The following is a 24,381-nucleotide window of genomic DNA, read 5'->3' on the forward strand; positions in this document are numbered from 1 at the left end:
CCCAGCGGGCTCGCTGCACTCGCCGCCGCGCCTTCGCTCGACGCCGCCCCGGCCCGCCAGGCCGGGGCGGCGCTGCGTTCGCCGCGGGCCTCGAGGCCTCCGGCCCAGCTCAGCACGGGCCGAGCAGGCGTTCGCGCAGCCGCGCGACCTCGGCCGCGAGGGAGCCCAGCTCCCTCCCCGCCAGCAGCGCGTCCTCGAGCGCCGCGGCCGCTTCCGAGAGCGCGGGGAGCCCGAACGTCCCGGCGGTCCCCCGCAGCCGATGGGCGAGCCGACCCGCCGCGTCCGCCTCACCCGCGGCCACCTTCGCCTCGAGCTCCTGGGCCACGGCGTCGAGCGAGGAGACGAAGCCGGCGCGCAGCGACGCGACGTCCACGCGCGCGGCGGCGGGACGAGGAGGCGGCGCAGCCGGCTCCGCCGGCTTCTCCGGGAGAGCTCGCGGCGGCGCCGCTCGCTCCCAGATGGCCAGCACCTCGGCCGCGAGCGCCAGCGGATCGAAGGGCTTCGTCACGACGCCCGCCGCACCCATCGCGCCGTAGGCTGCCACCTCCCCCGGCTGCACGCGCGCCGTGAGGAACACCACCACCGGTGCCTGCGTCCCCGCGCACGCGCGCAGCGCGGCCAGCGTCGCCGGACCGTCGGTGCCCGGCATCATCACGTCGAGCAGGATCAGGTCGGGGCGGAGCTCGTCGAGGCGAGCGATGGCATCCGTCCCGCTCGCGCACTCCGCCACCTCGAAGCCGCCCACCGCCTCGAGCGCGATCCGCGCGACCGTTCGGATGTCGCGCTCGTCGTCGACGACGAGCACCCTGCGGAGCGGCCGCGCGGCGCTCACGTGGCCTCCGCGGTCGCGGCGCGCACCGCCGCTGGCTCCGCCGGGAGCTCCACGAAGAACGTGGTGCCCTCCCCGGCGGCGGAGACGTAGTCGATCCGGCCGCGCATGCGCTCCACGAGGGACCTCGCGATGGAGAGCCCGAGCCCGGTCCCCTCGCGCGCGCGGGTGCTCGACGCGTCGGACTGCGAGAAGCGCTCGAAGATGTGCTCCCGGAACGCCTCGGGGATGCCGGGGCCGCGGTCCCGCACCTCGATGCGGACGGTCCCCGCGCCGACGTCGACGGCGCGGACCTCGACGCGGCCGCCCGGGGGCGAGTACTTGCACGCGTTCGACAGGAGGTTCGACATGATCTGCTGGAACCGGTGGCGATCCACCGAGACGACGATCGGGGGGAGCGCACCGACCGTCGCGATCTCCACCTGCAGCCGCTGCGCGAACGCCTGGTTCAGCGCCACGGCCTCTCTCAGGAGCTCCGGGACGGGCGCCGGCTCGAACCTGAACTGCATCGCGCCGGACTCGATCTTCTGCACGTCGAGGAGGTCGTTGATGAGGCGCGACAGACGCTCGCCGTTCTCGTCGGCGATCGTGACGAGCTGGCGCTGCTTCTCGTCGAGCGCGCCGACGACCCCGCCGCGGAGGAGCCCGAGCGCGCCACGGACCGCGGTGAGCGGCGTCCGGAGCTCGTGGCTCACGACCGAGACGAACTCGCTCTTCATGCGCTCGATCTTCCGCCGCTCCGTGAGGTCGCGCACGAGGCCGACGAAGACCGGACGACCCCGCAGCCGCACCTCGCTCACGGACAGCTCCATCGGGAACGGGTCGCCGCTGCGGCGAAGGCCCTCGACCTCGCGGCCGCTCCCGATCACCTTGCGCTCGCCCGTCTCGAGGTACCGTCGAACGTAGCCGTCGTGGTGCGAGCGATCGGGCTCCGGCATGAGGCACGAGACGCTCCGCCCGAGGACCTCCGCGGCGCGCCACCCGAAGATCCGCTCCGCGCCGTGGCTGAACGACTCGATCCGGCCGTGCTCGTCGATGGTGACGAGCCCGTCGAGCATGTGATCCACGATCTCCCGGAGGCGCGACTCCGCGAACTCGAGCTCGAGGGTGCGCTCCGCCACCCGCGCCTCCAGCGACCCCTGCGCCGCGCGCAGGCCGTCCACCATGTGCTGGAGTGTCCGGGCGAGCTGGGCGGGCTCGTCCTCGCCCACGGTCTCGAAGCGCACGTCGTCGCTGCGCCCGCGCTGGACCGCGTCGGCCGCGAGGGAGAGGCGTCGAAGCGGAGCCAGGAGCCGGCGCGCCGAGATCCACGAGGCCGCGCCCGCCAGGACGAGGACGACCGCGCCGCCGATCGCGTACATGAGCGCGAGCCGGGAGAGCGGCGCGAGCGCCGTCGCGCGCTCCGTCTGGACCGAGACCGTCATGTCGAGCGGCAGCGCGAGGCCGGCCGTCCCCAGCGCGACGGCCACCTCCAGGGGATCGCCCGGGCGCGGCGGACCGGGGGCGACGATCTCGTTCAGCCGGTCGCCGCTCGTGACGCGCAGCGCGGCGACGTGGCCCGCCGGCAGCATGCGCGCAGCCCGCCCGAACACCGCCGAGATCGGCAGCTCCAGCACGAGCGCCCCCTCGGGCAGGCGGGTCGCGGGGTACACCACCGGATATGCGAGGACGAGCGTGGGCTCGCCGTGCTCGCCCTCGTCGAGCATGCCGGCGTGCTCCACGCCTCGCTCGACGAGGGCGCTCCACCACGGGCGACCGCCGAACCGCCCCGTCAGCTCGGCGCTCGAGGCGATGACCTTCCCGGTGTGGTCGGCGAGCCCGAGGCGATACGGCGTCACGTCCAGCGGGGCCGGGAGGCGATGGTCCCGAAGGAAGGGCTGGAGATAGCTCGCCCTCCCCGCGGAGTCGACGAGCCCGTTCGCGACGAGCGGGCTCCGCGCCAGCCCCGCGACGTCCGACTGCACTGCGAGCAGATAGCCCTCGAACCGCTGCGCGACGAGCGTCGCCTCGCTGGTGAGCGACGCCCGGACCCCGTCGACGACCACGGCGCGCGTGACGAGGAACGCGAGGGCCCCCGTGACCACGACGAACGAGGCCGCCAGCGCAGCGCCCAGGATCACGATGCGGTTCGCGATGCTCCGCCGGATCCAGCGCGCCGCGCGAGCGGTGACGCCGAGACGCTCCGTGGCGGTCCTGCGAAGGCGACCGGACGCGCTCATCTGACGGGCCCGTCCGAGCGCACGAGGGCGCCATCGGGCGCGAAGCGGGCGAGGAAGACGTCCCCCGGCCCGAGGGCCTCGTGACGGGTGGCCGTGAAGGGGTGGCGGTACGTCTTCACGAGGCCGTCGTACTCTCCGAGCTGCTCGAGGGCCCTGCGTATGGCTTTCCGGTCGGTGCTGCCCGCCCGGTCGATGGCCCTCGCGAGCAGGTGGACGAGGTCGTACGCGTGCGCGACGCCGACCGGGGCCTCCACCGCGCGCGGCCCGTGGACGCCGAACTCGTCGCGCAGCGCCCGCAGGACCCGCCGCGCGTTCGGATCGCGGGCGCCGACGAAGCTGTACGTCTGCACGACGTGGAGGGACACCTGCTGCAGCGCATCGCCCGCGAGCCGGGTGAACTGCCCGCCCGTGAGGCCCCAGTGGCAGAACAGGGGACGCCGCTCGTCCGGCGGGAGGCCCGCCATCTCCTTCACCAGGATCGAGCCCTCCCCCTCGTTCGCGACGAGCACGACCGCCTCCGCCCCGGCCGCGAGCAGCGTGCGGTATGGCGCCTTCAGCGAGGCGTCGCCCCAGTTGTACCAGGCGGTCGCGACCAGCGAGGACCGCCGGCTTCGCTGCGTGTACCGCTCGGCCGCGGCCAGCGAGCTGCGGCCCCAGCTGGTGTTCGGGAGGACGAGCCCGACGCGTTTGAGCCCCTGCCGCTCGATGCCTCGGAACAGCGCCTCCATGGCCCAGGTGTCGTTGAGCGACAGCCGGAACACGTAGTTGGGCGTGCGGCCGTTGTGGACGATCGCGTCCGAGGCGGACCAGGCCGCGAGGAGCGGGATGCCGAGCTCGTGGACGACCGGGATGAGCTCCTCCACGACGGGGCTGAACTTTCCCGTCATCACGGCGACCACGTCCGGGTTGGCCGCCACCTCCCTCACGTTCTCGATCGCGCGCGACGGGACCGAGCGGTTGTCCCGGGTGACGAGCTCGAGCGGACGTCCGTCCAGCACGCCGCCCTTCGCGTTGACCTCGGCCGCGGCGATGAGCGCGCCCCTGCGGATTGCCTCGGCGGAGGTGCTCGTCGCGTGCCCGAACTCGAGATCGAGGGCGAGGAGCACGGGGCGCGTCGAGGGGCCGCCCGCTCCGTGGCCGGGCGTCGTCGCGAGGGCGAGCAGCAACGCCACCACGCGATGCAGAGGAACCATGGCCTGCCTCTGCGCGGGCGAGGTCCCCGCGTCATCGCCACTCTACGCGCCAGGGCGCGCTCGAGCGCGCCAATCCTGGGAACCGGACGGAGTGGGCCGAAGGGGCGGCCACGGCGGACCCGGTCTCCGCGACGGTGACTCCGCGGCATTCAGCGCGGTGGCGGACGCCGGGGCGCCGTGCTGGAATGTCGGTGCGCCGGGGGCGGACCGATGGGCGAGGGTGAGCCGGTCAGGGTGTTCGTGGTCGACGACGACCCGCACCTCCGCGCGCTCGTCGGCGCGTGGCTCGAGGCCGCAGGCCTCTCCCCTGCCCTGGTGGACAGCGGCGAGAGCTGCCTGCTCGCGCTCGCGGACGAGACCCCCGCGGCGGTGCTGCTCGACCTGTCGATGCCGGGGCTCGGGGGGATCGCCACCCTCGAGCGCATCCGCGCCCACCACGCGCACGTGCCGGTCATCGTGCTCACGGCCGCGGCGGACGTCGCGACGATCGTCGAGACCATGCGCAAGGGGGCCTACGACTTCCTGTCGAAGCCCATCGAGCGGACGAAGCTCGTGACCACCGTCGTGAACGCGATCGAGAAGCACGCGATGGAGCTGCGCATCGCCTCGCTCGAGCGGGACGCGGCGGGCGCGATGCCGGGGTTCACCGGCGAGTCTCCGCCGATGCGCCGGCTCTACCACCTCATCGACCGGGTGGCTGCGACGGACATCTCGGTGTTCATCCACGGCGAGAGTGGAACGGGCAAGGAGCTCGTCGCGCGCGCCATCCACGCGCGGAGCGGGCGCGCCGAGGCTCCCTTCGTGGCGCTCAACTGCGCGGCCATCCCGGAGTCGCTCCAGGACTCGGAGCTGTTCGGCCACGAGAAGGGGGCGTTCACCGGGGCGGCCGCGCGCCGTCTCGGGAGCTTCGAGCAGGTGGCGGGCGGGTCCCTCTTCCTCGACGAGGTCGCCGAGCTCTCCCCGGCGACGCAGGCGAAGCTGCTGCGCGTGCTGCAGGAGCGGCGCCTGCAGCGCGTCGGCTCCTCGCAGGAGATCCCCGTCGATTTCCGGCTCATCTCGGCGACGCACCAGGATCTCGGCGCCGCGGCGCGCGCGGGGCGGTTCCGCGAGGACCTGTACTACCGGATCGTCGTGTTCGAGCTCGAGGTGCCGCCGCTGCGGCAGCGAGGGGACGACGTGGTGCTGCTCGCGCGACGGTTCCTGGCGCAGGCGGGCCGCGAGCTGCGGGGGCGCGAGGTGACGATCTCGGAGGAGGCCCTGGCGCGGCTGCGCGCGCACCGGTGGCCGGGGAACGTCCGCGAGTTGCAGAACGTCTGCCAGCGGGCGCTCGTCACGTGCGAGGACGGCGTCGTGCGCCCCGGGGATCTGCCGGGCGGGCTCGGGCTGCCCTCCGCGCCGAACGGCCCGAGCGAGGGCGCCGCGGCGCCGGCCGCGCTCTCCCCGAGCGCGGAAGAGCTCCCGACGACCTCGGCGCCTTCGACCCTCGCGAGGGCTCCCGCGGAGCCCCTCGGATCCGCCGGCGAGGACGCCGGGCTGTCGCTCGCGGGAATGGAGAAGCAGGCCATCGTCGAGGCGCTGCGGCAGTACGGGGGCAACCGGGCGCGCGCCTCGAAGCAGCTCGGCATCGGCCGGACCACGCTCTACCGGAAGCTGCGCGAGTACGGGATCGAGTGATCGCGGGGGCGAGACCGGCCGGTCGTCGCGAGCGCTCCCGTGCACCGTCATCGCCCCGTCGCCCTGGCGACGGCCGGCGTCACGGACCGTGACGCGCCCGGGCGTCGGGCCGTGACGAGGAGCCCGACGGCAAGCAGCGACAGGATCGCCGCGTGGTAGGCGAGGTCGGGCGCGGTGCGGGGGCCGACGCCGACGGCGATGGTGAACAGGCCCACGAGCGTCCCCAGGAGCGCGAACGCCTGGGCCGCGAGCCCGATCGCGCGCGTGCGCGGCGCGCTCGCGAAGGTGAGCGCGAGCGCCGCGAGCAGCACCCCGCCGATCACGCTCTCGGCCGTGCCCGCCTTCTGGTGCTCGTAGCCGCGGGCGAGCACGCCGAAGTGAACGAGCGCCGCGGCCACGAAGCTCGTGCCCTCGAGGACTAGGAGGAGTCGAATCCGTCTCATGATCGTGCCTCGCCCGGGAGTCTGGCGAGCGAGTGCGTCCCGCGCTTTTCGCGATGACGAAGTTTCATTGCGCGCGGCGGCGAGGAGTCCGCCGCGCGGCGCGCTCCCCGCCCCCGGCGGACGCGCCCGCGCCCCCGGGCGTGGCGCAGGCGCATGCCCTGCGGTCAGGTGCCGGGGAGCCGCCCGTGCGCTCACTCCGCGAGCGCCCCGGTGCGCTGCCCCTACGGCCCCCGCTCGAGCGCCGCAGAGTCGATGCGGTCGAGGCGCAGGTGGCGCTCCTCCCCGGTGCTCGAGTCGACGCAGTGGACGAGCGTGGTGTGCCTCTCCATCACCACCCCGACCACCCGCACGACCCGCTCGCCGACGCCGCCGTCCGCGCGCCGGTAGCGGACGCGCAAGGGCCGGCGCGTGAACCACGCCTCCTCGACCGCTGCGCGCACGGGCGCCGGAGCCGGCAGCGCGGGGACGCCCACGAACTTCAGCTCCGCCACCACCGAGAGCAGCTCGCGCTGCGCCGACACCGACAGCGCACCTCGAACCTTGTCGAGCGCGGCCTCGAGCGTCTCGCCGAAGGGGAGCAGCCGCATGGCGCTCGCGTAGGCGCCGAGCGCGACGAGCACGGCCGCCTCGCGCGCGTTGAGGTTGACGGGCGGCAGCGAGTAGTGCCGGTCGAGCGCGTACCCGCCGCCCCGGCCCTGCTCCGCGTGCAGCGGCAGGTCTCCCGCCCGCAGCGCGTCGAGGTCGCGGTAGACGGTGCGGACGGTGACGCCGAAGCGCTCGGCGATCCGCTGCGCGGTCACCCCGGTGCGGCGGCCGCGCAGGTACTCGGCGATGGCGAACAGGCGAGCTTGTCGCGTCACGGGGCCTCGACGTGAAACCTGACATAACGATGACACCCCCGGCGCGCATCTTATAGCCACGACGACGGATTCCTCCGTTCGTCCTTCCAAGGGAGACGAGGCGATGATGAGCGCGATCAACTGGTTCGAGCTGCCGGTCGAGGATCTGGAGCGGGCCCGGAGGTTCTACGAGACGGTGCTCGCCACCCCGCTCGGAGGTGGGGCCCGCGTGAACGACGGTGGCCTGCCGATGGCGTTCTTCCCGAGCTCCGACGGCGTCGGCGGCGCGCTCGTGAAGGACCCGCGCTTCAGGCCGGCCTCGGACGGGGCGGTGGTGTACCTGAACGCCGACGGCGTGCTCGACGCGTGCGTGCGGCGCGTCGAGGCGGCGGGCGGCAAGGTGCTCGTGCCGAAGACGGACATCGGCGAGCACGGCCACTTCGCGCTGCTGCTCGACACCGAGGGCAACCGCGTCGGCCTGCACGACCGGACCCGCCGCGCTCCCGAGCGGGCCTGACCCACGTCGGGCCGCGGCTTCGCGCGGGACGCCGCTCGGTGCCCGATCCCGGAACGCACGCCCCGGCGCCCGTCCGGCGCCGGGGTCTTGCGCCTCGAGAAGGTGAACCCGGCGGCGACCGGCTGAAGTGAAGCTCTCGAAGCCACGTGCGCGCCGGTGAATACGCGACCCGTCGTCTAGCGGTCCACCGTCCGCATGCGCTCCTCGTCGTAGCGCGGCCCCGACACCTTGTCCGGCGGCAGCGCCGCGTCGAGCTCGGCCAGCTCCGCGGGGGACAGGGAGAGCGCCGCAGCGGCGACGTTCTCCTCGAGGTAGCTGCGCCGCTTCGTCCCCGGGATGGGCACGACGTCGTCGCCCCTGCGCAGGAGCCACGCGAGCGCGAGCTGGCCGGGCGTCGCGCCCTTGCGCGCCGCGAGCGCTCGCACCGCGTCGGCGGCGCGGACGTTCGCGTCGAAGTTCGCGCCCTGGAAGCGCGGGTCGCGGCGCCTGAAGTCGGTCTCCGGGTACTCCTCCGCGCGCCGCACCGCGCCGGTGAGGAACCCCCGGCCGAGCGGGGAGAAGGGGACGAGGCCGATGCCCAGCTCGCGCAGGAGCGGGATGATCTCCGGCTCGAGGTTGCGCTCCCAGAGCGAGTACTCGCTCTGCAGCGCCGAGATGGGGTGGACCGCGTGGGCCCGGCGAAGGGTCCGCGCGCCCGCCTCGGAGAGCCCGAGGTAGCGCACCTTGCCTTGCCGCACCTGCTCCGCCATCGCCCCGACGACGTCCTCGATCGGCACCGCCGGATCGACCCGGTGCTGGTAGAGGAGATCGATCCGGTCGGTGCGCAGCCTGCGCAGCGAGGCCTCCACCACCTCCCGGACGTGCTCCGGCCGGCTGTCGAGGCCGACGCTCTGCCCGTCCTCGATCCGGAACCCGAACTTCGTGGCGATCACGGCGCCGTCCCGCCTCCCCGCGAGCGCACGCCCGAGCAGCTCCTCGTTCCGGAACGGCCCGTAGACCTCGGCGGTGTCGAAGAAGGTGACGCCGAGCTCGAGCGCGCGGTGGATCGTGGCGATGGACTCCGCCTCGTCCGCCGCGCCGTACGACTGGCTCATCCCCATGCAGCCCAGCCCGAGCGCCGACACCTCCAGCCCTTGCCGTCCCAGCCTCCGCCTCTCGAGCGCCATGCGTTCCCTCCTCCTGGTCCTGGCGTTCTTATGCCCGTGTTCCCCTTGACACCGGGCCCCGCATGCGCCAAATACGCATTCGGTGGCACCGAATATCAAATCAGCCCGTCGGGCACGAGAGATCGAGCACACTCGCCGCGACATCATCGACGCCGCGGCGCGGGTGTTCGCGCAGGCGGGGTTCCACGAGGCGACCATGCAGGCGATCGCCCGCGAGGTCGGCTTCACGGCGGCGTCGCTCTACACGTATTTCAAGAGCAAGGACGAGATCTACGAGGCGCTCGTGGACGAGTTCAGGGGCGCGTTCCTCGCGACCTTCGACGCCCACCTGCCCGCGGGGCTCACCTTCGAGCAGCGGCTCGAGCTCCTCGTCCAGCGCCAGTTCGAGCTCGCCTTCGCGCGCCGCCAGGCGCTCCGCATCATCTTCGACCTGGGCCCCCGCCACCGCTGCCGGAACGGCGAGGACGGCCCGCTTCCGCTCCTCCGCCGCATGACCGAGTTCCTCGCCGCGTCCGGGGCCAGGGAACACCTGCGCTTCCCGCCCGAGGAGGCGGCGCGCGTCCTCTTCGGCATCACCCAGGCGCTCTTCCTCCCCTGGATCGTCGCGGGCGCGGCCGCGGCGCCGGACCCGGCACGGGAAGCCGCGCACGCCGTCGAGCTCCTGTTGCGGGGGGCAGGCCGCCCGGCCGGCGGCTAGGCCCCCCGCACCCGCTCCCACCGCAGCGCCTTGTCCGGCCGGGCGCAGCGTGCTAAACGCCGCTTCAATTTGCCGAATGGAGATTCGGACGATGACTCGCACCCTCCCCCGCCTCGCCGTGCTGGCCGCCCTCACCCTCGCCTGCGGACGCGGCGGCGGCGCCGCCCTCCCCGCCGCCGCGCCGACCGACGCGCACCCCGACGCCATCGGCGTCCGGACCGTGAAGCCCCACGCCGGCTCCGCCCAGGTGACGCGCGCGACCGGCGAGCTGCGCGCGCGCCACGAGGCCGTGCTCTCCGCCGAGACCTCCGGCCGCATCCAGCGCTTCCTCGTGGACGTCGGGTCCCGGGTGAAGAAGGGCGACGTGCTCGCGGAGCTCGACGCCTCGACGGCGCGCATCCAGGTGCAGCAGGCGGAGGCCGCGCGCGCGGCCGCCGCCGCGGCCCACAAGGGCGCCGAGTCCGATCTCCGCCGCGCGCGCGAGCTCGCCCGCGGCGACGCGGCCTCGCCCGCGGCGGTCGAGCGGGCGGAGACCGTGGAGCTGCAGACGGCCGCCGCGCTCCAGCAGGCGAGCGCCGCCGTCGCGGCCGCGCAGGACCAGCTCTCGAAGCACGTGCTCCGGGCGCCGTTCGACGGCGTCGTCACCGCGCGGACGAAGAGCGCGGGCGAGTTCGTCGCGATGGTGCCGCCGACCCCGGTGCTCGCGATGGTGGACCTCGGCTCGCTCGAGGTGCGCGCGGGCGTGCCGGAGGCGGTCGCGGACCTCCTCGCGCCCGGCGCCGAGCTCGCCGCCACGGTCAGCCCGTCGGGCAAGCCGTTCAAGGCGCGGATCCGCTCGGTGGGCGCGGTCGTCGAGGCGGGCACCCGCACCGTCGACGTGCGCGCCGACCCCATCGGCGGCCCGCTGAAGGAGCTCCGGGCGGGGGCCATCGTCGAGATCGCGCTCGGCGGGAGCGCCGCCGCCGAGGGGCTCTTCCTCCCCGCGGGCGCGGTGGCGGAGGAGGCCGGCGCGCAGTTCGTCTGGACGGTCGAGGCCGACAAGCTGAAGCGCCAGCCCGTCAAGGTCGAGAAGCTCGGGCCCGGCACGGTCCGCGTCCTGTCCGGCGTCGGTCCCGACGCGCTCGTCGTCGCCGAGAGCGGCGCGGCCCTGAAGGACGGCGCGTCCGTCCGCGTCCTCCAGTGATCCGACAGAGAGCCGAGGCACGCACGTGAGCCCCATCCGAACGTTCATCCGCCGCCCCATCTTCACGAGCATGCTCCTGCTCGCGGTGGTGGTGTTCGGCCTGTTCTCGTACCCGCGCATCGGCGTCGACCAGATGCCCGAGGTCGACTTCCCCATCGTCACCGTCACGACGATCCTGCCGGGCGCCGACCCCGAGACCGTCGAGGAGAACGTCTCCAAGCCGCTCGAGGAGGCGCTCAACACCATCTCCGGCCTCGACACCCTCCGCTCCCAGAACTTCGAGAGCGTCTCGATGGTCGTCCTGCGCTTCGAGCTCTCGAAGCCCGTCGACGTCGCCGCCCAGGACGTGCGCGACAAGGTGCAGGCGACCCTCTCCAAGCTGCCGAAGGAGATCGAGACGCCGGTCGTGCAGAAGCTCGACCTCGGCGCCATGCCGATCGTCCAGCTCGCCCTCTCCGGCCCGGTGCCCATCGAGGAGCTCACCCGCATCGCCGAGGACGAGCTGAAGCCCGGCCTCCAGCGGCTCCAGGGCGTGGGCTCCATCGACGTGGTCGGCGGGCGCGAGCGCGAGGTCAACGTGGTCGTCGACCCGGTCCGGCTCCGGTCCTACGGCCTCGCCGCGACCGACGTGTCCCAGGCGATCCGCGCCCAGAGCATCTCCGTCCCGGGCGGCCGCACGCTCGAGCCCGGCCAGGAGCGCGTGGTCAAGCTCGAGACCGAGGCCCGCTCGGTCGAGGAGATCCGCGATCTCGTCGTGGCGAGCCCCGGCAACCGGCCCATCCGCGTGCGCGACGTCGCGAACGTGGTGGACGGCCCCGGGGAGGCGCGCTCGGCGGCGACCCTCGACGGCCGCTCGGCGGTCGCGCTCGTCATCCGCAAGCAGTCGGGCGCGAACACCGTCGAGGTGGCCGAGCGCGTGAAGGGGGACCTCGCCGCGCTCACCCAGCGCCTCCCGGCGGGCTCCAAGCTCGAGATCGTCACCGACAACTCCAAGTTCATCCGCGGCTCCATCTCGGCGGTGCAGCACGACCTCGTCATCGGCGCGATCCTCGCCGTGCTCGTCGTGCTCGTGTTCCTGCGCGACTGGCGCGCCACCATCGTCTCCGCGCTGGCGCTGCCGACCTCGGTCATCGGCACCTTCGCCGTCATGCACGCGCTCGGCTTCACCTTCAACACGGTGACGATGCTCGCGCTGACCCTCTCGATCGGCCTCCTCATCGACGACGCCATCGTCGTCATCGAGAACATCGTCCGCCACCTCGAGAAGGGCGAGCGGCCGCGCGAGGCGGCGCTGAACGGGACCGGACAGATCGCGCTCGCCGTGCTCGCGGTGACCCTCTCGGTCATCGCGGTGTTCATCCCCGTGGCGTTCATGAAGGGGATGGTCGGCCGCTTCTTCTTCCAGTTCGGCGTGACGGTCGCGGTCGCGGTGGCCATCTCGTACTTCGTCTCGATGACGCTCACGCCGATGATGTCGGCGCGCATCCTGGCGAAGCACGGGCACGGCACGTCGCGGGTGGGCGCCGTGCTCGAGCGGTTCTTCACGGCCATCGAGCGCGGCTACCGCCGCACGCTCGAGTGGGCGCTCGCGCACCGCGCCGTCACCGTCGCGGCGGCGGTCGGCGTGCTCTTCGTGACGGTCGGCCTCGGCAAGTTCCTCCAGTTCACGTTCATCCCGTCGCAGGACCAGGGCGGCGTCACGGTGAGCGTGGAGCTCCCCGTCGGGACGCCGCTCGCGGAGACGCAGCGCGAGGCGGAGCGCATCGCCGGCCAGATCCGCGGCGTGCCCGGCGTCGTGAACGTCTTCTCCCTCGTCGGCGGCGGCGTGGACGAGGCGGTGAACAAGGCCGACCTCACGGTGAACCTCCTCCGGGTGAACGAGCGCCGCTACAGCCAGGAGGAGTTCAAGCAGCACCTCCGGCAGTCGCTCGCGGTGCCTCCGGGCACGGTGCTCTCCGTGGCCGACCAGCAGATGATGGCGGGCGGCGGCTCGCGCCCCCAGCCGGTGCAGTTCAACATCCGCTCGGACGACTGGGACGCGATCCTCGCGGCGGTGGAGAAGACCAAGGCCGCGATGCTGAAGAACCCCGGCCTCACCGACGTGGACACCACCTACCGCGCCGGGCGGCCCCTGCTCTCGGTGCAGGTGGACCGCGACCGGGCCGCCGCGGTGGGGCTCCCGGCGGCGGCCGTCGGCCAGACGCTGCGCGCGTTCCTCGGCCAGGACGCCTTCGGGACGTACCGCGAGAAGGGCAACCAGTACGACGTGAAGCTCCGGCTCCCGGACGAGACCCGCGCTGACCCGGACGCGATCGGCGCGCTCACCCTGCGCACGCCCAAGAACGAGCTCGTCGAGCTGCGCAGCGTGGCGCGGCTCCAGGGCGGCGAGGGCCCGTCGCAGATCGAGCGCCAGGCCCTGAAGCGCCAGGTGACGATGCTCGCGAACCTCAAGGGCTACTCGCTCGGCGAGGCGATCTCGTTCCTGAACGGGATCGCGAAGGAGTTCCCGCCGCAGGTGCAGACGGACTTCGAGGGCCAGGGCAAGGAGCTCGCGAACACCGGGCGCGAGTTCCTCATGGCGCTCCTGCTCGGGATCATCCTCATCTACATGATCCTCGCGGCGCAGTTCGAGAGCCTCCTCGACCCGGTCACCATCATGCTCTCCCTGCCGCTCGCGGTGATCGGCGCCATCGCGGCGCTGCTCCTCGCCCACGAGTTCATGTCGATGCTCGCCATGATCGGCATGATCATGCTCGCCGGCCTCGTGACGAAGAACGGCATCCTCATCGTGGAGTTCACGAACCAGCTCCGCGCCGAGGGCCGGACCACGCTCGAGGCGCTCCTCGAGGCGGGCCCGCTGCGGCTCCGCCCCATCCTCATGACGTCGATCGCGATGATCGCCGGCATGATCCCCGTCGCGTTCGCGCGCGGCGACGGCGCCGAGATGCGCACCGGCATGGCCTGGGCGATCATCGGCGGCCTCGCCGCCTCGACGGTCCTCACGCTCGTCGTGGTCCCGGTGGTGTACGCGCTCCTCGACGGCCTGCGCGGGCGGCTCGTCCGCGCCCTCCCGGCCGCGCCTCACGAGGAGGAGGAGACCGGGGACAAGGCCGCGTAGGACGAGGCACTCGCACGAAAGCGGGCTCCCCGGGATGACCCGGGGAGCCCGCTCGAGGCCCGGGCGCGCCTAAGAGGTCGATCATGATTCGCGAACAGGCGAGCGAAGCGAGCCCGCCGGGGCGAAGCCGCTCGCGGCGGCGCACGGGACCCGGCGAGCAGGGGTGGGGCCCCGACGAGCTTCGCTCGGCGGGGCGGGGGCGCAGCCCCCGTTCGAACATGGCTAAACGACAGCGTGATTCGCGTCACCGAAGGTGATCGCGAAGCACGAACTGTCGTTTAGAACGCTTCCAGCACGAGCACGTACACCTCGACGCCCGTCCGGCTCGCGGCCAGGTCGAGCCGGATGTTGGCGCCCTCCTCCGTGAGCCGGAAGCGCAGGCCGGCGCCGCCGGTGACCTGCACGGTCCGCAGCGAGAGGTCCCGGAGCCCCGGGGCGACGGCGCCCGCCGCCGCGAAGGTGGTGGCGCTGAGCCGCCGCCAGACCGGCACCCGCAGCTCCGCCTGCGCCGCCCAGTCGAGCCGGTCGCGGTAACGGCCCTCCCGGACGCCGCGCAGGAAGTGGGTGCTTCCGAGCTTCGGCAAGAGCGTGAACGGTGGGTCGCCGTGGGCGCCCTCGGCGTAGCCGTCGAGCCCGAGCACGCGCCCGCGGCCGAGCCCCAGGAACCGGCTCACCTCCAGGACCCCGCGCCCGAAGCCGTGGCTCCGGCCGAACCCCTCCGGCGCGTAGACGTACCAGGTCTGCGCCAGGGTCCCCGTGGTGGGCCAGAAGGCGCTGTCCCGCGAGTCCCACCGCGCGCTCGCGCCGAGCGCTGCCGCGGAGTAGCCGTTCCACCCGGTGACGTCGCCTTCCGCGAGCGCGCTTCCCGGCCGCCGGTCGCGGATCTCCTCCGCACGGAGGTCCAGGCGCGGCCCGGCGCTCAGGTGCGCGACGATCGGGAACTCGGCGGCGATCACCAGCTCGGCCGCGCGGCGGGTGAAGTCCTCACGCTGCGCGGTCGTGGTGTGCGGGCCTATCCCGTAGAACACGTCGGGGAAGTGGACGACGCGCGCGCGCCCGGACAGGAGCGCACCGCCCGGGAGGTAGACGTCCCCCGCGACGTCCAGCGAGCCCTGCCGCTGCAGCGTGTAGACGGCGCCGGCGAAGAGGCTGCTCGTCCGCGGAGCGCCGTCGAGGTGGAGGTGGAGGCCGCCGCTCACGCCGAAGCCGAGCCGGGTCTCGGGGAGCCAGAACAGGACCGGCAGCGCGAACCAGCGGCTCCCGCGGTGCGTCGCCTCGGCGGCTGCGACGTGCCCGGACTGATGGGCGGAGGTCTCGGCGGACCGCTCTCCGGGCTCGGTCGGCGGCGCCGGAGGAGGCGGCGGCGGAGCTGCTCGAGGGGGTGACTCCTGCGACGCGGGGTCCGTGGCCTGCGACGCCGGCGCCGCCGGTGCGCTGCGCGGTGCGTCCCCCGCCTGCGCGCCCTCAGCGGGCGCCGCCGCGGCCGAGGGATCCGGCGGGGGCAGCTCGGGCGCGCCGGCGCACAGCGCTGCGGATGCGAGGAGGACCAGGGCGACGCTCATGGGTCGAGAACGAAGCTACCGCCGGGCCAGGCGCTGCGCAGGGCGAGGAGCGGGGCCTCCCTCATGGCGCAGAGAAGGCGTCCTCCGGCGCACGGCCCCCGCGGACACCTGCGAGGAGCGGGTCGAGGAGGAGGCCGCGGAGCCGGCGCTCGCGCCAGGCGCCTCGCAAATGCAAGGGGCTCCCCGGAGACGTCCGGGGAGCCCTTCGAGCAAACGCCTTCTGCGGCGCTACTTCATCTTCTCGGCCTTGATCTCCACGGCCAGCGGCTTGTCGTCCTTGAGGTTGAACGACGCCTTCACGTCCTGCCCCTGCCTGAGCTGGGACGCGGCGACGTGCTGGCCGTCGAGCTCGATCTTCGTGTTGTGATCGACGCTCAGCTTGGCCGCCGGCAGCTCGTCGCGACGGACGGTGATCGAGCTCGCAGTGACGGCCTCGATCTTGCCCTTCACCTCGTAGTTGTCCTTGCCCTCGAACATCGGGTGCTTCCGCTCGTCGCGCGCCGCCATCGAGCCGGTGCCCGTGCCCGCCGCGGTGCCCTGACGCATCTCGTCCCTGCGCGCGTCCTGCACCTTCTCCTGGGCCTCCGCCTTCTCCTTGCGGACGTCCTTCTGCGCCTCGGCGGTCTTCTTCTGCGCGTCCGCCTGGGCCTCTGCGGTCTTCTCGTGCGCCTTGGCCTCCGCCTTCTGGACCTTCTCCTGCGCCTCGGCCTCCGCCTTCGCCGGATCCTCCGCCCGGACGCCCTGCGCCCAGGCGAGCGCGGCCAGCGCGCCCACGATTGCGATCTTTCTCATGGTCAACTCCCCTCCCTGTGGCGGGCGTCGCGCCCGCAAGCGAGAAGGTGCGCACTCTCCCGCCGTCCGGGAAACCTGGCGTCTGCGAGCGGGTCGATGCACGCCAGGGGGCGGAGGCGGACGCAGCGGCGCCCGTCCACCCCTCGGCGTTCCATCCGCCCGCGCGGCGCGCGAGGGAGCGAGCCCCTTCTCCGAGCGTGCACCTTCGACTCGGCTCGCCGCGATCGCGACGGCAGGCGCGGCGCGCCTATTCAAGCGCCCCGCGGGCTCCCTCCGCCGCGGGGCTCGAGGGTCGGAAGGCACTAACCGGCCAATCATGCTTCGCGAACAGGCGAGCGAAGCGAGCCCGCCGGGGCGACGCCGCGGAAGCGGCGAAGCCGCTCGCGGCGGCGCACGGGACCCGGCGAGCCGGGGGGGGGTCCCCGACGACGGCGGCCAGCCGGCGGCGGGGCGGGGGCGCAGCCCCCGTTCGAACATCCCTGAACGACAGCGCGATTCGCGTCACCGAAGGTGATCGCGAAGCACGAACTGTCGTTCAGGCGGTTTCGATCCGGGCGGCCTTCTCGAGCCCGAGCTCCTGGATCGCCTGCTCGCGCATGCGGAACTTCTGGACCTTGCCGGTGACCGTCATCGGGAACGCGTCCACGAACTTGTAGTAGCGGGGGATCTTGTAGGTCGCGATCTTGCCGCGGCAGAGCCGCCGGAGATCGTCGCCCGTGAGCGTCACGCCGGGGCGCAGCTTCACCCACGCCATGAGCTCCTCGCCGTACTTCGCGTCCGGCACCCCGATCACCTGCACGTCGGAGACGCCGGGGAGCGTGTAGAGGAACTCCTCCACCTCGCGCGGGAAGACGTTCTCCCCGCCGCGCAGGACCATGTCCTTGATGCGGCCGACGATCTTCACGTAGCCGTCGGCGTCCACCGTGGCGAGATCGCCCGTGTGCATCCAGCGCCCGGTGTCGATCGCGTCGCGCGACGCGGGCGCGTCGTTCCAGTAGCCGATCATCACCGAGTAGCCGCGCGTGCACAGCTCGCCCGGCGTGCCCCGCGGCACGACGCGCCCGGTGGTCGGATCGACGACCTTGATCTCGACGTGCGGGTGGACCTGGCCGACGGTGGTGACCCGCTTCTCGAGCGGATCGTCCGGGCGCGACTGCGTGGACACCGGCGAGGTCTCGGTCATGCCGTAGCAGATCGTGACCTCCGGCATGTGCATGTCCCGCTGGACCCGCTTCATCACCTCGATCGGGCAGGGCGAGCCCGCCATGATGCCGGTGCGGAGCGACGAGAAGTCGAACGCGGAGAACTCCGGGTGGTCGAGCTCGGCGATGAACATCGTCGGGACGCCGTAGAGCGAGGTGCAGCGCTCCTCCTGCACGGTCCGCATCACCGACTGTGGCTCGAAGCTCTCCGCCGGGATCACCATCGCCGCGCCGTGCGTGGTGCAGGCGAGGTTCCCCATCACCATGCCGAAGCAGTGGTAGAAGGGCACCGGGATGCAGACGCGGTCCTCCTCGGTGTAGCGGAGGTACTGCGCGACGAAGTAGCCGTTGTTGAGGATGTTGTGGTGCGAGAGCGTCGCGCCCTTCGGGAAGCCGGTCGTGCCGCTCGTGTACTGGATGTTGATCGGCTCGTCGAACTGCAGGTCGCGCTCGACGCGCGAGAGCTCCTCCTCGGAGAGGCGGCGCGCGTCCTGCCGGAGGTCGGTCCACTCCTCGTCGATGACGATCGTCTGCCGCAGCTCCGGGCAGCGGAGCCGGACCTCCCGCACCATCGTGACGTAGTCGGCCTGGCGGAACGCGCGCGCGAGCAGGAGCGTCGAGACGCCCGCGTGCCGGAGCGCGTACTCGAGCTCGTGCACGCGGTAGGCGGGGTTCACGTTCACGAGGATCGCGCCCACGCGGGCGCAGGCGTACTGGAGCACCACCCACTCGAACCGGTTCGGCGACCAGAGCCCGACGCGGTCGCCCTTGCGCACGCCGCGGACGAGCAGCGCCCGCGCGATCTCGGAGGTCTGCTCCCAGAGCTCGCGGTACGTCGCGCGGTACCCCTGCTGGACCGAGACGAGCGCCTCGCGCTCCGGGAACCGGGTCACGGTGCGGCGCAGGTTCTCCCCGATGGTCTCGCCGAGGAGCGGCGCCGAGGACGGGCCGCTCAGGTAGGAAGGTGCGTACAAAGAGATGCCTCCCGCGCGCGGTTCGCGCAAAGGTCGGCATCGTATTTCGGCGGGCGAGCGGCCGCTAGACCCTGCGCGTCAGGGCAAGAGCACCACCGACCCGGTGGTCTCGCGCGCCGCGAGCGCCCGCTGCGCGTCGGCGGCCTCCGCGAGCGGCAGGGTCCGGCCGATCTGCACCCTCACCTTCCCGGTCCGCAGCATCTCGAAGAGCGCGGCGGCCCCGCGCTCGAGGTCCTCCCGCCGGGCGATGTACGTGAAGACCGACGGCCGCGTGAGGAAGAGCGAGCCCTTCCGCCCGAGCACGGCGGGGTCGAACGGCGGGACCGACCCGGAGGCGTTCCCGAAGAGGACCATCAGCCCGAGGGGCGAGAGGCAGTCGAGCGATCCGTCGAAGGTGGCCTTGCCGACGGAGTCGTAGACGACCGGGACGCCCGCGCCGCCGGTGATCTCGCGCACGCGCCTCGGGAAGTCCTCGCGCGTGTAGACGATCACGTGGTCGCAGCCGTGGGCGCGCGCGATCTCCGCCTTCTCGTCCGAGCCGACGGTCCCGATGACGGTCGCGCCGAGCGCCTTCAGCCACTGCACCGCGATGAGCCCGACGCCGCCGGCGGCGGCCTGCAGGAGCACCGTCTCTCCCGCACGGACCGCGTGCGTGCGCCGCACCAGCGCGTGCACCGTGAGCCCCTTCGTCAGGACCGCCGCGGCCGTGCGATCGGCGATGTCGTCGGGCAGCTTCACGAGCCGGTCCGCCGGGACGAGCCGCACCTCCGAGTACGAGCCCGGCGGCCCGGTGTAGGCCACGCGATCGCCGGCGTGCACGTGCGTGACGCCGGCGCCGACCGCCTCCACCACGCCGGCGCCCTCGACCCCGACGCCGGACGGGAGCGGCAGCGGGTAGAGCCCGGAGCGGTGGTAGATGTCGACGAAGTTCACGCCGATCGCGGTGTGGCGGACGCGCGCCTCGCCCGCGCCGGGCGCGCCGACCTGGACGTCCTCGAGCCGGAGCACCTCCGGCCCGCCGGTCTCGTGGAAGCGGATGGCCCTGGGCATGCCCGGCTCCTAACCTTGGGCGGCGCGGCACGCCAGGGCCCGCCCGGCGCGGGCGAGGCCGAGAAAATCAGGGGAGCAGGCAGGCGGAGCCCCATCGGCGTGCCGACACTGTCCCCGCCATGCGCCCCGCCAACCACCTCCTCGCACCTCGGCCGTCCGTCCTCCTCCTCGCCGCGTCGGCCCTCGGGGCGCTCCTGGCGTGCGGCGGCGCGGGCGGTCCGCCCTCCTCGGGCGCCACCGCCGGCGCGGCGGGTCCCGATGTGCCACCGCCGCCGTCCTCCAGCCCCATCGCCGCGTCGGGCGCGCCCGGAGCGGCCTCCCTGGACCTCGAGCGGCTCGACGCCGCCGCCGAGTGCGACGCGCTCGTCCCCACCGCTGCGCCCGAGCCGGTGACCGTCCGGCTGACCGCCCCCGCGGGCGGTACCTGCGTCGCCGGCAGCGCCGACGGGACCGGCGCGGTCGCGCTCGGCGTGCGCGACGCGGCGGGTGCGCTCACCTGGCAGGCGCGCTCCCGCGACGGTAGCCCGCTGGGCACCTTCGCGGCCGAGGCGCTCGTCGCCGCGCCGGACGGCTGGCAGGGGCTCGCCGGAGCGGCCGGCACGGTCGAGCACGTCTCGATCGCGCCCGACGGGCGGGTGCGCCGCGCCTCCCCGATCTCGCCGGACCCGGCGCTGCGCACCGGCTTCCGCTCGAGGCTGGCGCAGGATCCCCAGGGCGGGAGCGTGGTGCTGTTCCGCTCGGTCACGGTGGCCGGCAACCACTGGAACGCGCTCGACGCGTTCCGCTTCGACGCGAGCGGGGCGCCCCGCTGGCCCGAGGCGGTGCCGGTGTCGTCCGACCCCGACGCGGCGGAGCCGTACTTCATGGCCGCCGGCGTCTCCATCACCGGCGCCGCGCTCATGCTCTTCCAGGACTCCGCCTACCTCCGCGCGCACTGGGTCGAGCCCTCGGGCGCGGCGGTGGCCGACGCCGGCGAGCCCGAGGCCTCCGCCGCCGTCGTCGGCGAGGGGCTCAGCCACGACGTGGACGTCGCGCCGCTCCTCGACGGCGGGCTCGCGGTCCGCTCGGACGGGAGCTGGCTGCGCCGCTACGCGCCGCTCGCCGCGCGCTCGGAGCCCCTGCCGGCCTGGCTCGCGGAGCGCGCGCGCTGGGGGTACCGCCTCACGCGCGGCAACGCGGGCTACGCCGCCCTGGAGCCCGCCGGCGTGGCCGCGCCCGACTGCGTGCAGCGGATCGAGCTCGTCGCGCCCTCGGGCCGGCTCTGCGGTCGCATCACGATCCGTGAGGGCGCCCAGGGCTGCACGACCGGCGCCCTCGACCAGGGCTGGGACGGGACGGTGGTGCAGCAGTCCGGCAAGGACGCGTGCACGTTCCGCTGGTGGCCCGCGCTGCTCGCCCGCGGCTGAGGGCCCGACGGCCGGCCCCGGCCGAACCCTCCATCCCTCCCGCGGCTCTCATCGGGCGGCGGCCTCTCGCCGCCCCCGCAGCCGGAGGAACGCCGTGCGCTCGAGCCTCATCGCCGTGGCAGCCGTCCTCGCCGCGCTCGTCCTGCCGGGCGCGGCCGGCGCCCAGGTCAGGACCGTCGGCGCCGACGAGGTCCGGGCGCTCGTCTCCGGCGCGCGGAAGGCCGTCCTCGTGGACAGCCGCAGCCCCGAGGAGTACGCCGAGGCCCACCTGCCGGGCGCCATAAGCATCCCGGCGGCGTGGACGAAGGCGTACCAGGGCTCCCTCCCGAAGGACCGCGCGGCGCCCATCGTCTTCTACTGCCGCGGCGGCGGCTGAACGCTGAGCCAGGAGGCCGCCCGTGCGGCGGCCGAGATGGGCTACAAGAACCTCCACGTCTACCAGGGCGGCCTGCCGGACTGGCTCGGCCGTGGATTGCCGGTGGAGCGCGGCGGGCCGGCGGCGAAGCGCGGCTGACCCTCGACGTCCGCGCCGCGGCCGCCGGTGGCTCAGCGGAGCGCGTCCATGAGGGCGTCGAGCACCTCCCGCGGCGGCCGCACCGCCTCCGCGGGCAGCGTCGCGAGCGGCGCGTCCACGAGGTTCAGGAGATCGACGAGGCTCGGCGCCTTCGCGTCCACGAAGAGCACGCCGGTGAGCACGTCGCCGCCCGCCTGCGCCTCGACGAGGCGCGACATCGCCCGGCCGCGGTCGCGCGGATCGTACCCCTCCTCCAGCTTGCGCAGCCGCAGGTGCGAGCCGTCGTGCATCGTCACGTCCACGGTGGTCCCCGGGTCGTACTCGACCGCGAGGTCCTCGAACGCCGGCACGAACTGGAGCTCGTGCAGCGGGACGTCGTGCTCCTTCATGTACGCGTAGGACTTGGTCGAGCCCTCGTGGTCGTTGAACGTGACGCAGGGCGAGACCACGTCGAGCATCGCCGTCCCCCGGTGCGCGAGCGCCGCCCGCAGCATGGCCGAGAGCTGGCGCTTGTCGCCCGAGAAGGAGCGGCCGACGAACGTGGCGCCGAGCTGGATCGCGAGCGTGCAGAGGTCGATGGCGGGCAGGTCGTTCTGCACGCCGGTCTTGAGCTTCGCCCCGAGATCGGCCGTCGCCGAGAACTGCCCCTTCGTGAGCCCGTACACGCCGTTGTTCTCGACGACGTAGAGGATCGGGAGGTTCCGGCGCATGAGGTGCACGAACTGGCCGATCCCGATGGAGGCGGTGTCCCCGTCGCCGGAGACGCCGAGCGCGAGGAGCTCGCGGTTCGCGAGGACCGCGCCGGTCGCGACGGACGGCATGCGCCCGTGCAGCGCGTTGAACGCGTGCGAGCGGCTCATGAAGTAGGCGGGGCTCTTCGACGAGCAGCCGATCCCGGAGAGCTTGGCGACGCGCTCGGGGGGCACCCCCATCTCGTACATCGCCTCCAGGATGCGCTCGGAGATCGCGTTGTGGCCGCAGCCGGCGCAGAGCGTGCTCTTCGCGCCCTTGTACTCGACGACGCTGAGGCCGAGCCGGTTGGTGCGCGGGGCGGCGGGGGTCGCGGGGGTGGCCATGTCAGCGCGCCTCCTCGGCGCGGATCGCGTCGGACACCGTGCGGGCGTCGAGCGGCAGCCCGTCGAGGTGCGGGACGGGGCGGAGCCGCGGGACGAGCGCGGCCGGCAGATCGAGCTTCAGCAGCGCCGCGAGCTGCCCGTCGCGGTTCTGCTCCACCACGTACACCCGCTCGTGCGCCTCCACGAACTCGCGCACCTCGCGCGAGAACGGGTAGGCGCGCACGCGCAGGTAGTCGGAGTCGAGCCCCGCCTCGCGGCGGAGCTGATCGCGCGCCTCGCGGAGCGCCGGATCGGAGGAGCCGTAGGCGAGGAGGCCGAGCTTCGCCTCGCCGGAGCCCTCCCGCACCGGCGCGGGCAGGAGGTCGCGCGCGCCGTCGAGCTTCTTCTCGAGCCGGGCGAGGTTCCGCTCGAACGTGCGCGGGTCCTCGCTGTAGGCGGCCTGCTCGTCGTGGCCCGTGCCGCGCGTGAAGTAGGCGGCCTTCGGGTGCGGCGTGCCCGGCAGCGTGCGCCAGCCGATCCCGTCGCCGTCCACGTCGGCGTACCGCGCGAATCCGCCCAGCCGGTCGAGGTCGTCCTTCCCGAGCACCTTCCCGCGATCGAGCGGGCGCGCCGGGTACGGGAAGGGGTCGGACATCCACACGTTCATGCCGAGATCGAGGTCGGTCATCACGAACACCGGCGTCTGGAGGCGCTCGGCGAGATCGAACGCGTCCACCCCCATCGTGAAGCACTCCTCGACCGACCCCGGGAAGAGCAGCACGTGGCGCGTGTCGCCGTGGGAGAGGAACGCCGTCGAGAGCACGTCGCCCTGGGCGGTGCGCGTGGGGAGCCCCGTCGACGGGCCGACCCGCTGGACGTCGAAGATCACCGCGGGGATCTCCGCGTAGTACGCGAGCCCGGCGAACTCGCTCATGAGGGAGACGCCCGGTCCGGCCGTGGCGGTCATCGCCCGCGCGCCGGCCCAGCCCGCCCCGATGGCCATCCCCACCGCCGCGAGCTCGTCCTCGGCCTGCACCACCGCGAAGGTCGCCTTGCCGTCCGGGCCGATGCGGTACCTGCGGAGGTGGCCGATGAGCGTCTCGACGAGCGAGGACGAGGGCGTGATGGGGTACCAGGCGACGACCGTGACGCCCGCGAAGAGGGCGCCCATCGCCGCCGCGGCGTTGCCGTCCACCAGGATCTTCCCCGCCGTCCGGTCCATCCGGCGCACGACCAGCGGATCGCGCTTCTCGAGCGTCGCCGCGTGGTCGAAGCCGGCCCGCGCCGCCGCGACGTTCAGGTCGCGGGCCCTGGGCTTGCCCGGAAACTGCTTCTCGATGGCGTGCTCCACCTCGCCGAGGTCGAGGTCGAGCAGCCGCGCGAGGACGCCCACGTACGCCATGTTGCGGAGGAGCCGCCGGAGCTTCGGCTCCTTCGTGAGCGGCTCGACGAGCGCGTCGAACGCCACCGGGTAGTACACGAGGTCGGGCCGGAGCTCCGCGAGCGCGAGCGGCGCGTCGTAGACCACCGCCGCGCCGGCGGAGAGCCCGAGCACGTCGTCGCGCGCCGTCTCGGGGTTCATCGCGACGAGGAGGTCCACCTCCTTCTTCCGCGCGATCCAGCCGTCCCGCGAGGCGCGGATCGTGTACCAGGTCGGCAGGCCCGCGATGTTCGACGGGAACAGGTTCTTGCCGGAGACCGGCACGCCCATCTGGAAGATCGCCCGCAGGAGCACGGTGTTCGAGCTCTGCGAGCCCGAGCCGTTCGCGGTCGCGACCTGGATCGAGAAGTCGTTCACCCGCGCGCCACCGTCCGGCCGGGCGGCCGGCAGTGGCGCGACGGAGCTGTCCGGGGACGCCATCGTGCGCTCCTCCATCTGCTTCATAGAGGGAGCGACATCTGGCCGCAGGAGCTTCTGCTGGGCGGGGTCGGCGGGCGGGTCGAGCGG

Annotated in this window: 19 protein-coding genes; 7 read left to right on the forward strand and 12 right to left on the reverse strand. The window is 73.7% G+C overall.

Going from position 1 to position 24,381, the window contains the following annotated elements; all coding sequences use genetic code 11:
• Nucleotides 1–109: 109 nt before the first annotated feature.
• From MNZ39_RS24810 to MNZ39_RS04190, 3 genes are read right to left on the reverse strand one after another with little or no spacing between them, the layout of a single operon-like run.
• A complete protein-coding gene (locus MNZ39_RS24810; RefSeq protein WP_242334946.1) occupies nt 110–832 on the reverse strand; it encodes a response regulator in 723 nt (240 codons plus the stop codon).
• Nucleotides 829–3,048, reverse strand: a complete 2,220-nt coding sequence (locus tag MNZ39_RS04185; RefSeq protein ID WP_242334949.1) for a cell wall metabolism sensor histidine kinase WalK — start codon at nt 3,046–3,048, stop codon at nt 829–831. The genes MNZ39_RS24810 and MNZ39_RS04185 overlap by 4 nt, the downstream gene beginning before the upstream one ends.
• Nucleotides 3,045–4,241, reverse strand: coding sequence for an ABC transporter substrate-binding protein (locus tag MNZ39_RS04190; protein ID WP_242334952.1), 1,197 nt, complete (start codon nt 4,239–4,241; stop codon nt 3,045–3,047). Before MNZ39_RS04190 ends, MNZ39_RS04185 begins: the two co-directional genes overlap by 4 nt.
• Nucleotides 4,242–4,451: 210 nt before the next feature.
• On the opposite strand from MNZ39_RS04190, the gene MNZ39_RS04195 reads away from it, so the two are divergent.
• Nucleotides 4,452–5,915, forward strand: a complete 1,464-nt coding sequence (locus MNZ39_RS04195; RefSeq protein WP_242334956.1) for a sigma-54 dependent transcriptional regulator — start codon at nt 4,452–4,454, stop codon at nt 5,913–5,915.
• Nucleotides 5,916–5,962: 47 nt separating this feature from the next.
• On the opposite strand, the gene MNZ39_RS04200 is transcribed toward MNZ39_RS04195, so the two are convergent.
• A complete protein-coding gene (locus MNZ39_RS04200) occupies nt 5,963–6,358 on the reverse strand; it encodes a hypothetical protein (protein WP_242334960.1) in 396 nt (131 codons plus the stop codon).
• A 221-nt stretch (nt 6,359–6,579) separates the two neighbouring features.
• The gene (locus MNZ39_RS04205; RefSeq protein ID WP_242334965.1) at nt 6,580–7,218 is read right to left on the reverse strand and encodes a YafY family protein; all 639 of its coding nucleotides are present in this window, start codon (nt 7,216–7,218) and stop codon (nt 6,580–6,582) included.
• 103 nt (nt 7,219–7,321) lie between these two features.
• On the opposite strand from MNZ39_RS04205, the gene MNZ39_RS04210 reads away from it, so the two are divergent.
• Nucleotides 7,322–7,714: a VOC family protein gene (locus MNZ39_RS04210; RefSeq protein WP_242334968.1), complete on the forward strand. Its 393-nt coding sequence runs from the start codon at nt 7,322–7,324 to the stop codon at nt 7,712–7,714.
• 176 nt (nt 7,715–7,890) lie between these two features.
• On the opposite strand, the gene MNZ39_RS04215 is transcribed toward MNZ39_RS04210, so the two are convergent.
• Entirely contained in the window at nt 7,891–8,880 is a 990-nt protein-coding gene (locus MNZ39_RS04215) for an aldo/keto reductase (protein WP_242334971.1), read from the reverse strand.
• Nucleotides 8,881–8,962: 82 nt separating this feature from the next.
• Between MNZ39_RS04215 and MNZ39_RS04220 the strand changes: the two genes are divergently transcribed.
• The 3 genes from MNZ39_RS04220 (at nt 8,963) to MNZ39_RS04230 (ending at nt 13,878) form a co-directional block, all read left to right on the forward strand.
• Nucleotides 8,963–9,577, forward strand: coding sequence for a TetR/AcrR family transcriptional regulator (locus tag MNZ39_RS04220; protein ID WP_242334975.1), 615 nt, complete (start codon nt 8,963–8,965; stop codon nt 9,575–9,577).
• A 91-nt stretch (nt 9,578–9,668) separates the two neighbouring features.
• Nucleotides 9,669–10,760, forward strand: a complete 1,092-nt coding sequence (locus tag MNZ39_RS04225) for an efflux RND transporter periplasmic adaptor subunit (protein WP_242334978.1) — start codon at nt 9,669–9,671, stop codon at nt 10,758–10,760.
• 25 nt (nt 10,761–10,785) lie between these two features.
• On the forward strand, nt 10,786–13,878 hold the full coding sequence (locus MNZ39_RS04230) for an efflux RND transporter permease subunit (protein ID WP_242334981.1): 3,093 nt from the start codon (nt 10,786–10,788) through the stop codon (nt 13,876–13,878).
• A gap of 278 nt (nt 13,879–14,156) precedes the next feature.
• Here MNZ39_RS04230 and MNZ39_RS04235 read toward each other — a convergent pair whose 3' ends face one another.
• The 4 genes from MNZ39_RS04235 to MNZ39_RS04250 form a co-directional block, all read right to left on the reverse strand.
• Complete coding sequence (locus tag MNZ39_RS04235; RefSeq protein WP_242334983.1) at nt 14,157–15,440, reverse strand: outer membrane protein assembly factor; 1,284 nt, start codon at nt 15,438–15,440, stop codon at nt 14,157–14,159.
• Nucleotides 15,441–15,668: 228 nt separating this feature from the next.
• A complete protein-coding gene (locus MNZ39_RS04240; RefSeq protein ID WP_242334985.1) occupies nt 15,669–16,232 on the reverse strand; it encodes a DUF5666 domain-containing protein in 564 nt (187 codons plus the stop codon).
• Nucleotides 16,233–16,767: 535 nt separating this feature from the next.
• Nucleotides 16,768–18,408, reverse strand: coding sequence for an AMP-binding protein (locus MNZ39_RS04245; protein ID WP_242334987.1), 1,641 nt, complete (start codon nt 18,406–18,408; stop codon nt 16,768–16,770).
• Between the two features lie 78 nt (nt 18,409–18,486).
• Nucleotides 18,487–19,458 carry a quinone oxidoreductase gene (locus MNZ39_RS04250; protein WP_242334990.1) on the reverse strand — a complete coding sequence of 324 codons (972 nt, stop codon included), beginning with the start codon at nt 19,456–19,458 and terminating at the stop codon, nt 18,487–18,489.
• A 119-nt stretch (nt 19,459–19,577) separates the two neighbouring features.
• Between MNZ39_RS04250 and MNZ39_RS04255 the strand changes: the two genes are divergently transcribed.
• Nucleotides 19,578–20,864 (forward strand): hypothetical protein, encoded by a 1,287-nt coding sequence (locus MNZ39_RS04255; protein WP_242334993.1) that lies wholly within the window; start codon nt 19,578–19,580, stop codon nt 20,862–20,864.
• A gap of 94 nt (nt 20,865–20,958) precedes the next feature.
• Nucleotides 20,959–21,240 (forward strand): rhodanese-like domain-containing protein, encoded by a 282-nt coding sequence (locus MNZ39_RS04260; RefSeq protein WP_242334996.1) that lies wholly within the window; start codon nt 20,959–20,961, stop codon nt 21,238–21,240.
• A gap of 170 nt (nt 21,241–21,410) precedes the next feature.
• Here MNZ39_RS04260 and MNZ39_RS04265 read toward each other — a convergent pair whose 3' ends face one another.
• Nucleotides 21,411–22,454: a 2-oxoacid:ferredoxin oxidoreductase subunit beta gene (locus MNZ39_RS04265; protein WP_242334999.1), complete on the reverse strand. Its 1,044-nt coding sequence runs from the start codon at nt 22,452–22,454 to the stop codon at nt 21,411–21,413.
• A 1-nt stretch (nt 22,455) separates the two neighbouring features.
• Nucleotides 22,456–24,318 carry a 2-oxoacid:acceptor oxidoreductase subunit alpha gene (locus MNZ39_RS04270; RefSeq protein ID WP_242335002.1) on the reverse strand — a complete coding sequence of 621 codons (1,863 nt, stop codon included), beginning with the start codon at nt 24,316–24,318 and terminating at the stop codon, nt 22,456–22,458.
• Nucleotides 24,319–24,381 lie beyond the last annotated feature (63 nt).

Origin of the sequence: Anaeromyxobacter sp. SG66 (assembly GCF_022690805.1) — a bacterium.
GTDB classification, from domain to species: Bacteria; Myxococcota; Myxococcia; order Myxococcales; family Anaeromyxobacteraceae; genus Anaeromyxobacter; species Anaeromyxobacter soli.

Excerpts from the sequence above, each read along its gene's own strand:
- MNZ39_RS04210 (WP_242334968.1), top strand. The coding sequence starts at position 7,322 with ATGATGAGCGCGATCAACTGGTTCGAGCTGCCGGTCGAGGATCTGGAG.
- MNZ39_RS04270 (WP_242335002.1), bottom strand. The coding sequence starts at position 24,318 with ATGAAGCAGATGGAGGAGCGCACGATGGCGTCCCCGGACAGCTCCGTC.
- MNZ39_RS04255 (WP_242334993.1), top strand. The coding sequence starts at position 19,578 with ATGCGCCCCGCCAACCACCTCCTCGCACCTCGGCCGTCCGTCCTCCTC.
- MNZ39_RS04235 (WP_242334983.1), bottom strand. The coding sequence starts at position 15,440 with ATGAGCGTCGCCCTGGTCCTCCTCGCATCCGCAGCGCTGTGCGCCGGC.
- MNZ39_RS04250 (WP_242334990.1), bottom strand. The coding sequence starts at position 19,458 with ATGCCCAGGGCCATCCGCTTCCACGAGACCGGCGGGCCGGAGGTGCTC.
- MNZ39_RS04225 (WP_242334978.1), top strand. The coding sequence starts at position 9,669 with ATGACTCGCACCCTCCCCCGCCTCGCCGTGCTGGCCGCCCTCACCCTC.
- MNZ39_RS04185 (WP_242334949.1), bottom strand. The coding sequence starts at position 3,048 with ATGAGCGCGTCCGGTCGCCTTCGCAGGACCGCCACGGAGCGTCTCGGC.
- MNZ39_RS04215 (WP_242334971.1), bottom strand. The coding sequence starts at position 8,880 with ATGGCGCTCGAGAGGCGGAGGCTGGGACGGCAAGGGCTGGAGGTGTCG.
- MNZ39_RS04240 (WP_242334985.1), bottom strand. The coding sequence starts at position 16,232 with ATGAGAAAGATCGCAATCGTGGGCGCGCTGGCCGCGCTCGCCTGGGCG.
- MNZ39_RS04265 (WP_242334999.1), bottom strand. The coding sequence starts at position 22,454 with ATGGCCACCCCCGCGACCCCCGCCGCCCCGCGCACCAACCGGCTCGGC.
- MNZ39_RS04195 (WP_242334956.1), top strand. The coding sequence starts at position 4,452 with ATGGGCGAGGGTGAGCCGGTCAGGGTGTTCGTGGTCGACGACGACCCG.
- MNZ39_RS04190 (WP_242334952.1), bottom strand. The coding sequence starts at position 4,241 with ATGGTTCCTCTGCATCGCGTGGTGGCGTTGCTGCTCGCCCTCGCGACG.
- MNZ39_RS04200 (WP_242334960.1), bottom strand. The coding sequence starts at position 6,358 with ATGAGACGGATTCGACTCCTCCTAGTCCTCGAGGGCACGAGCTTCGTG.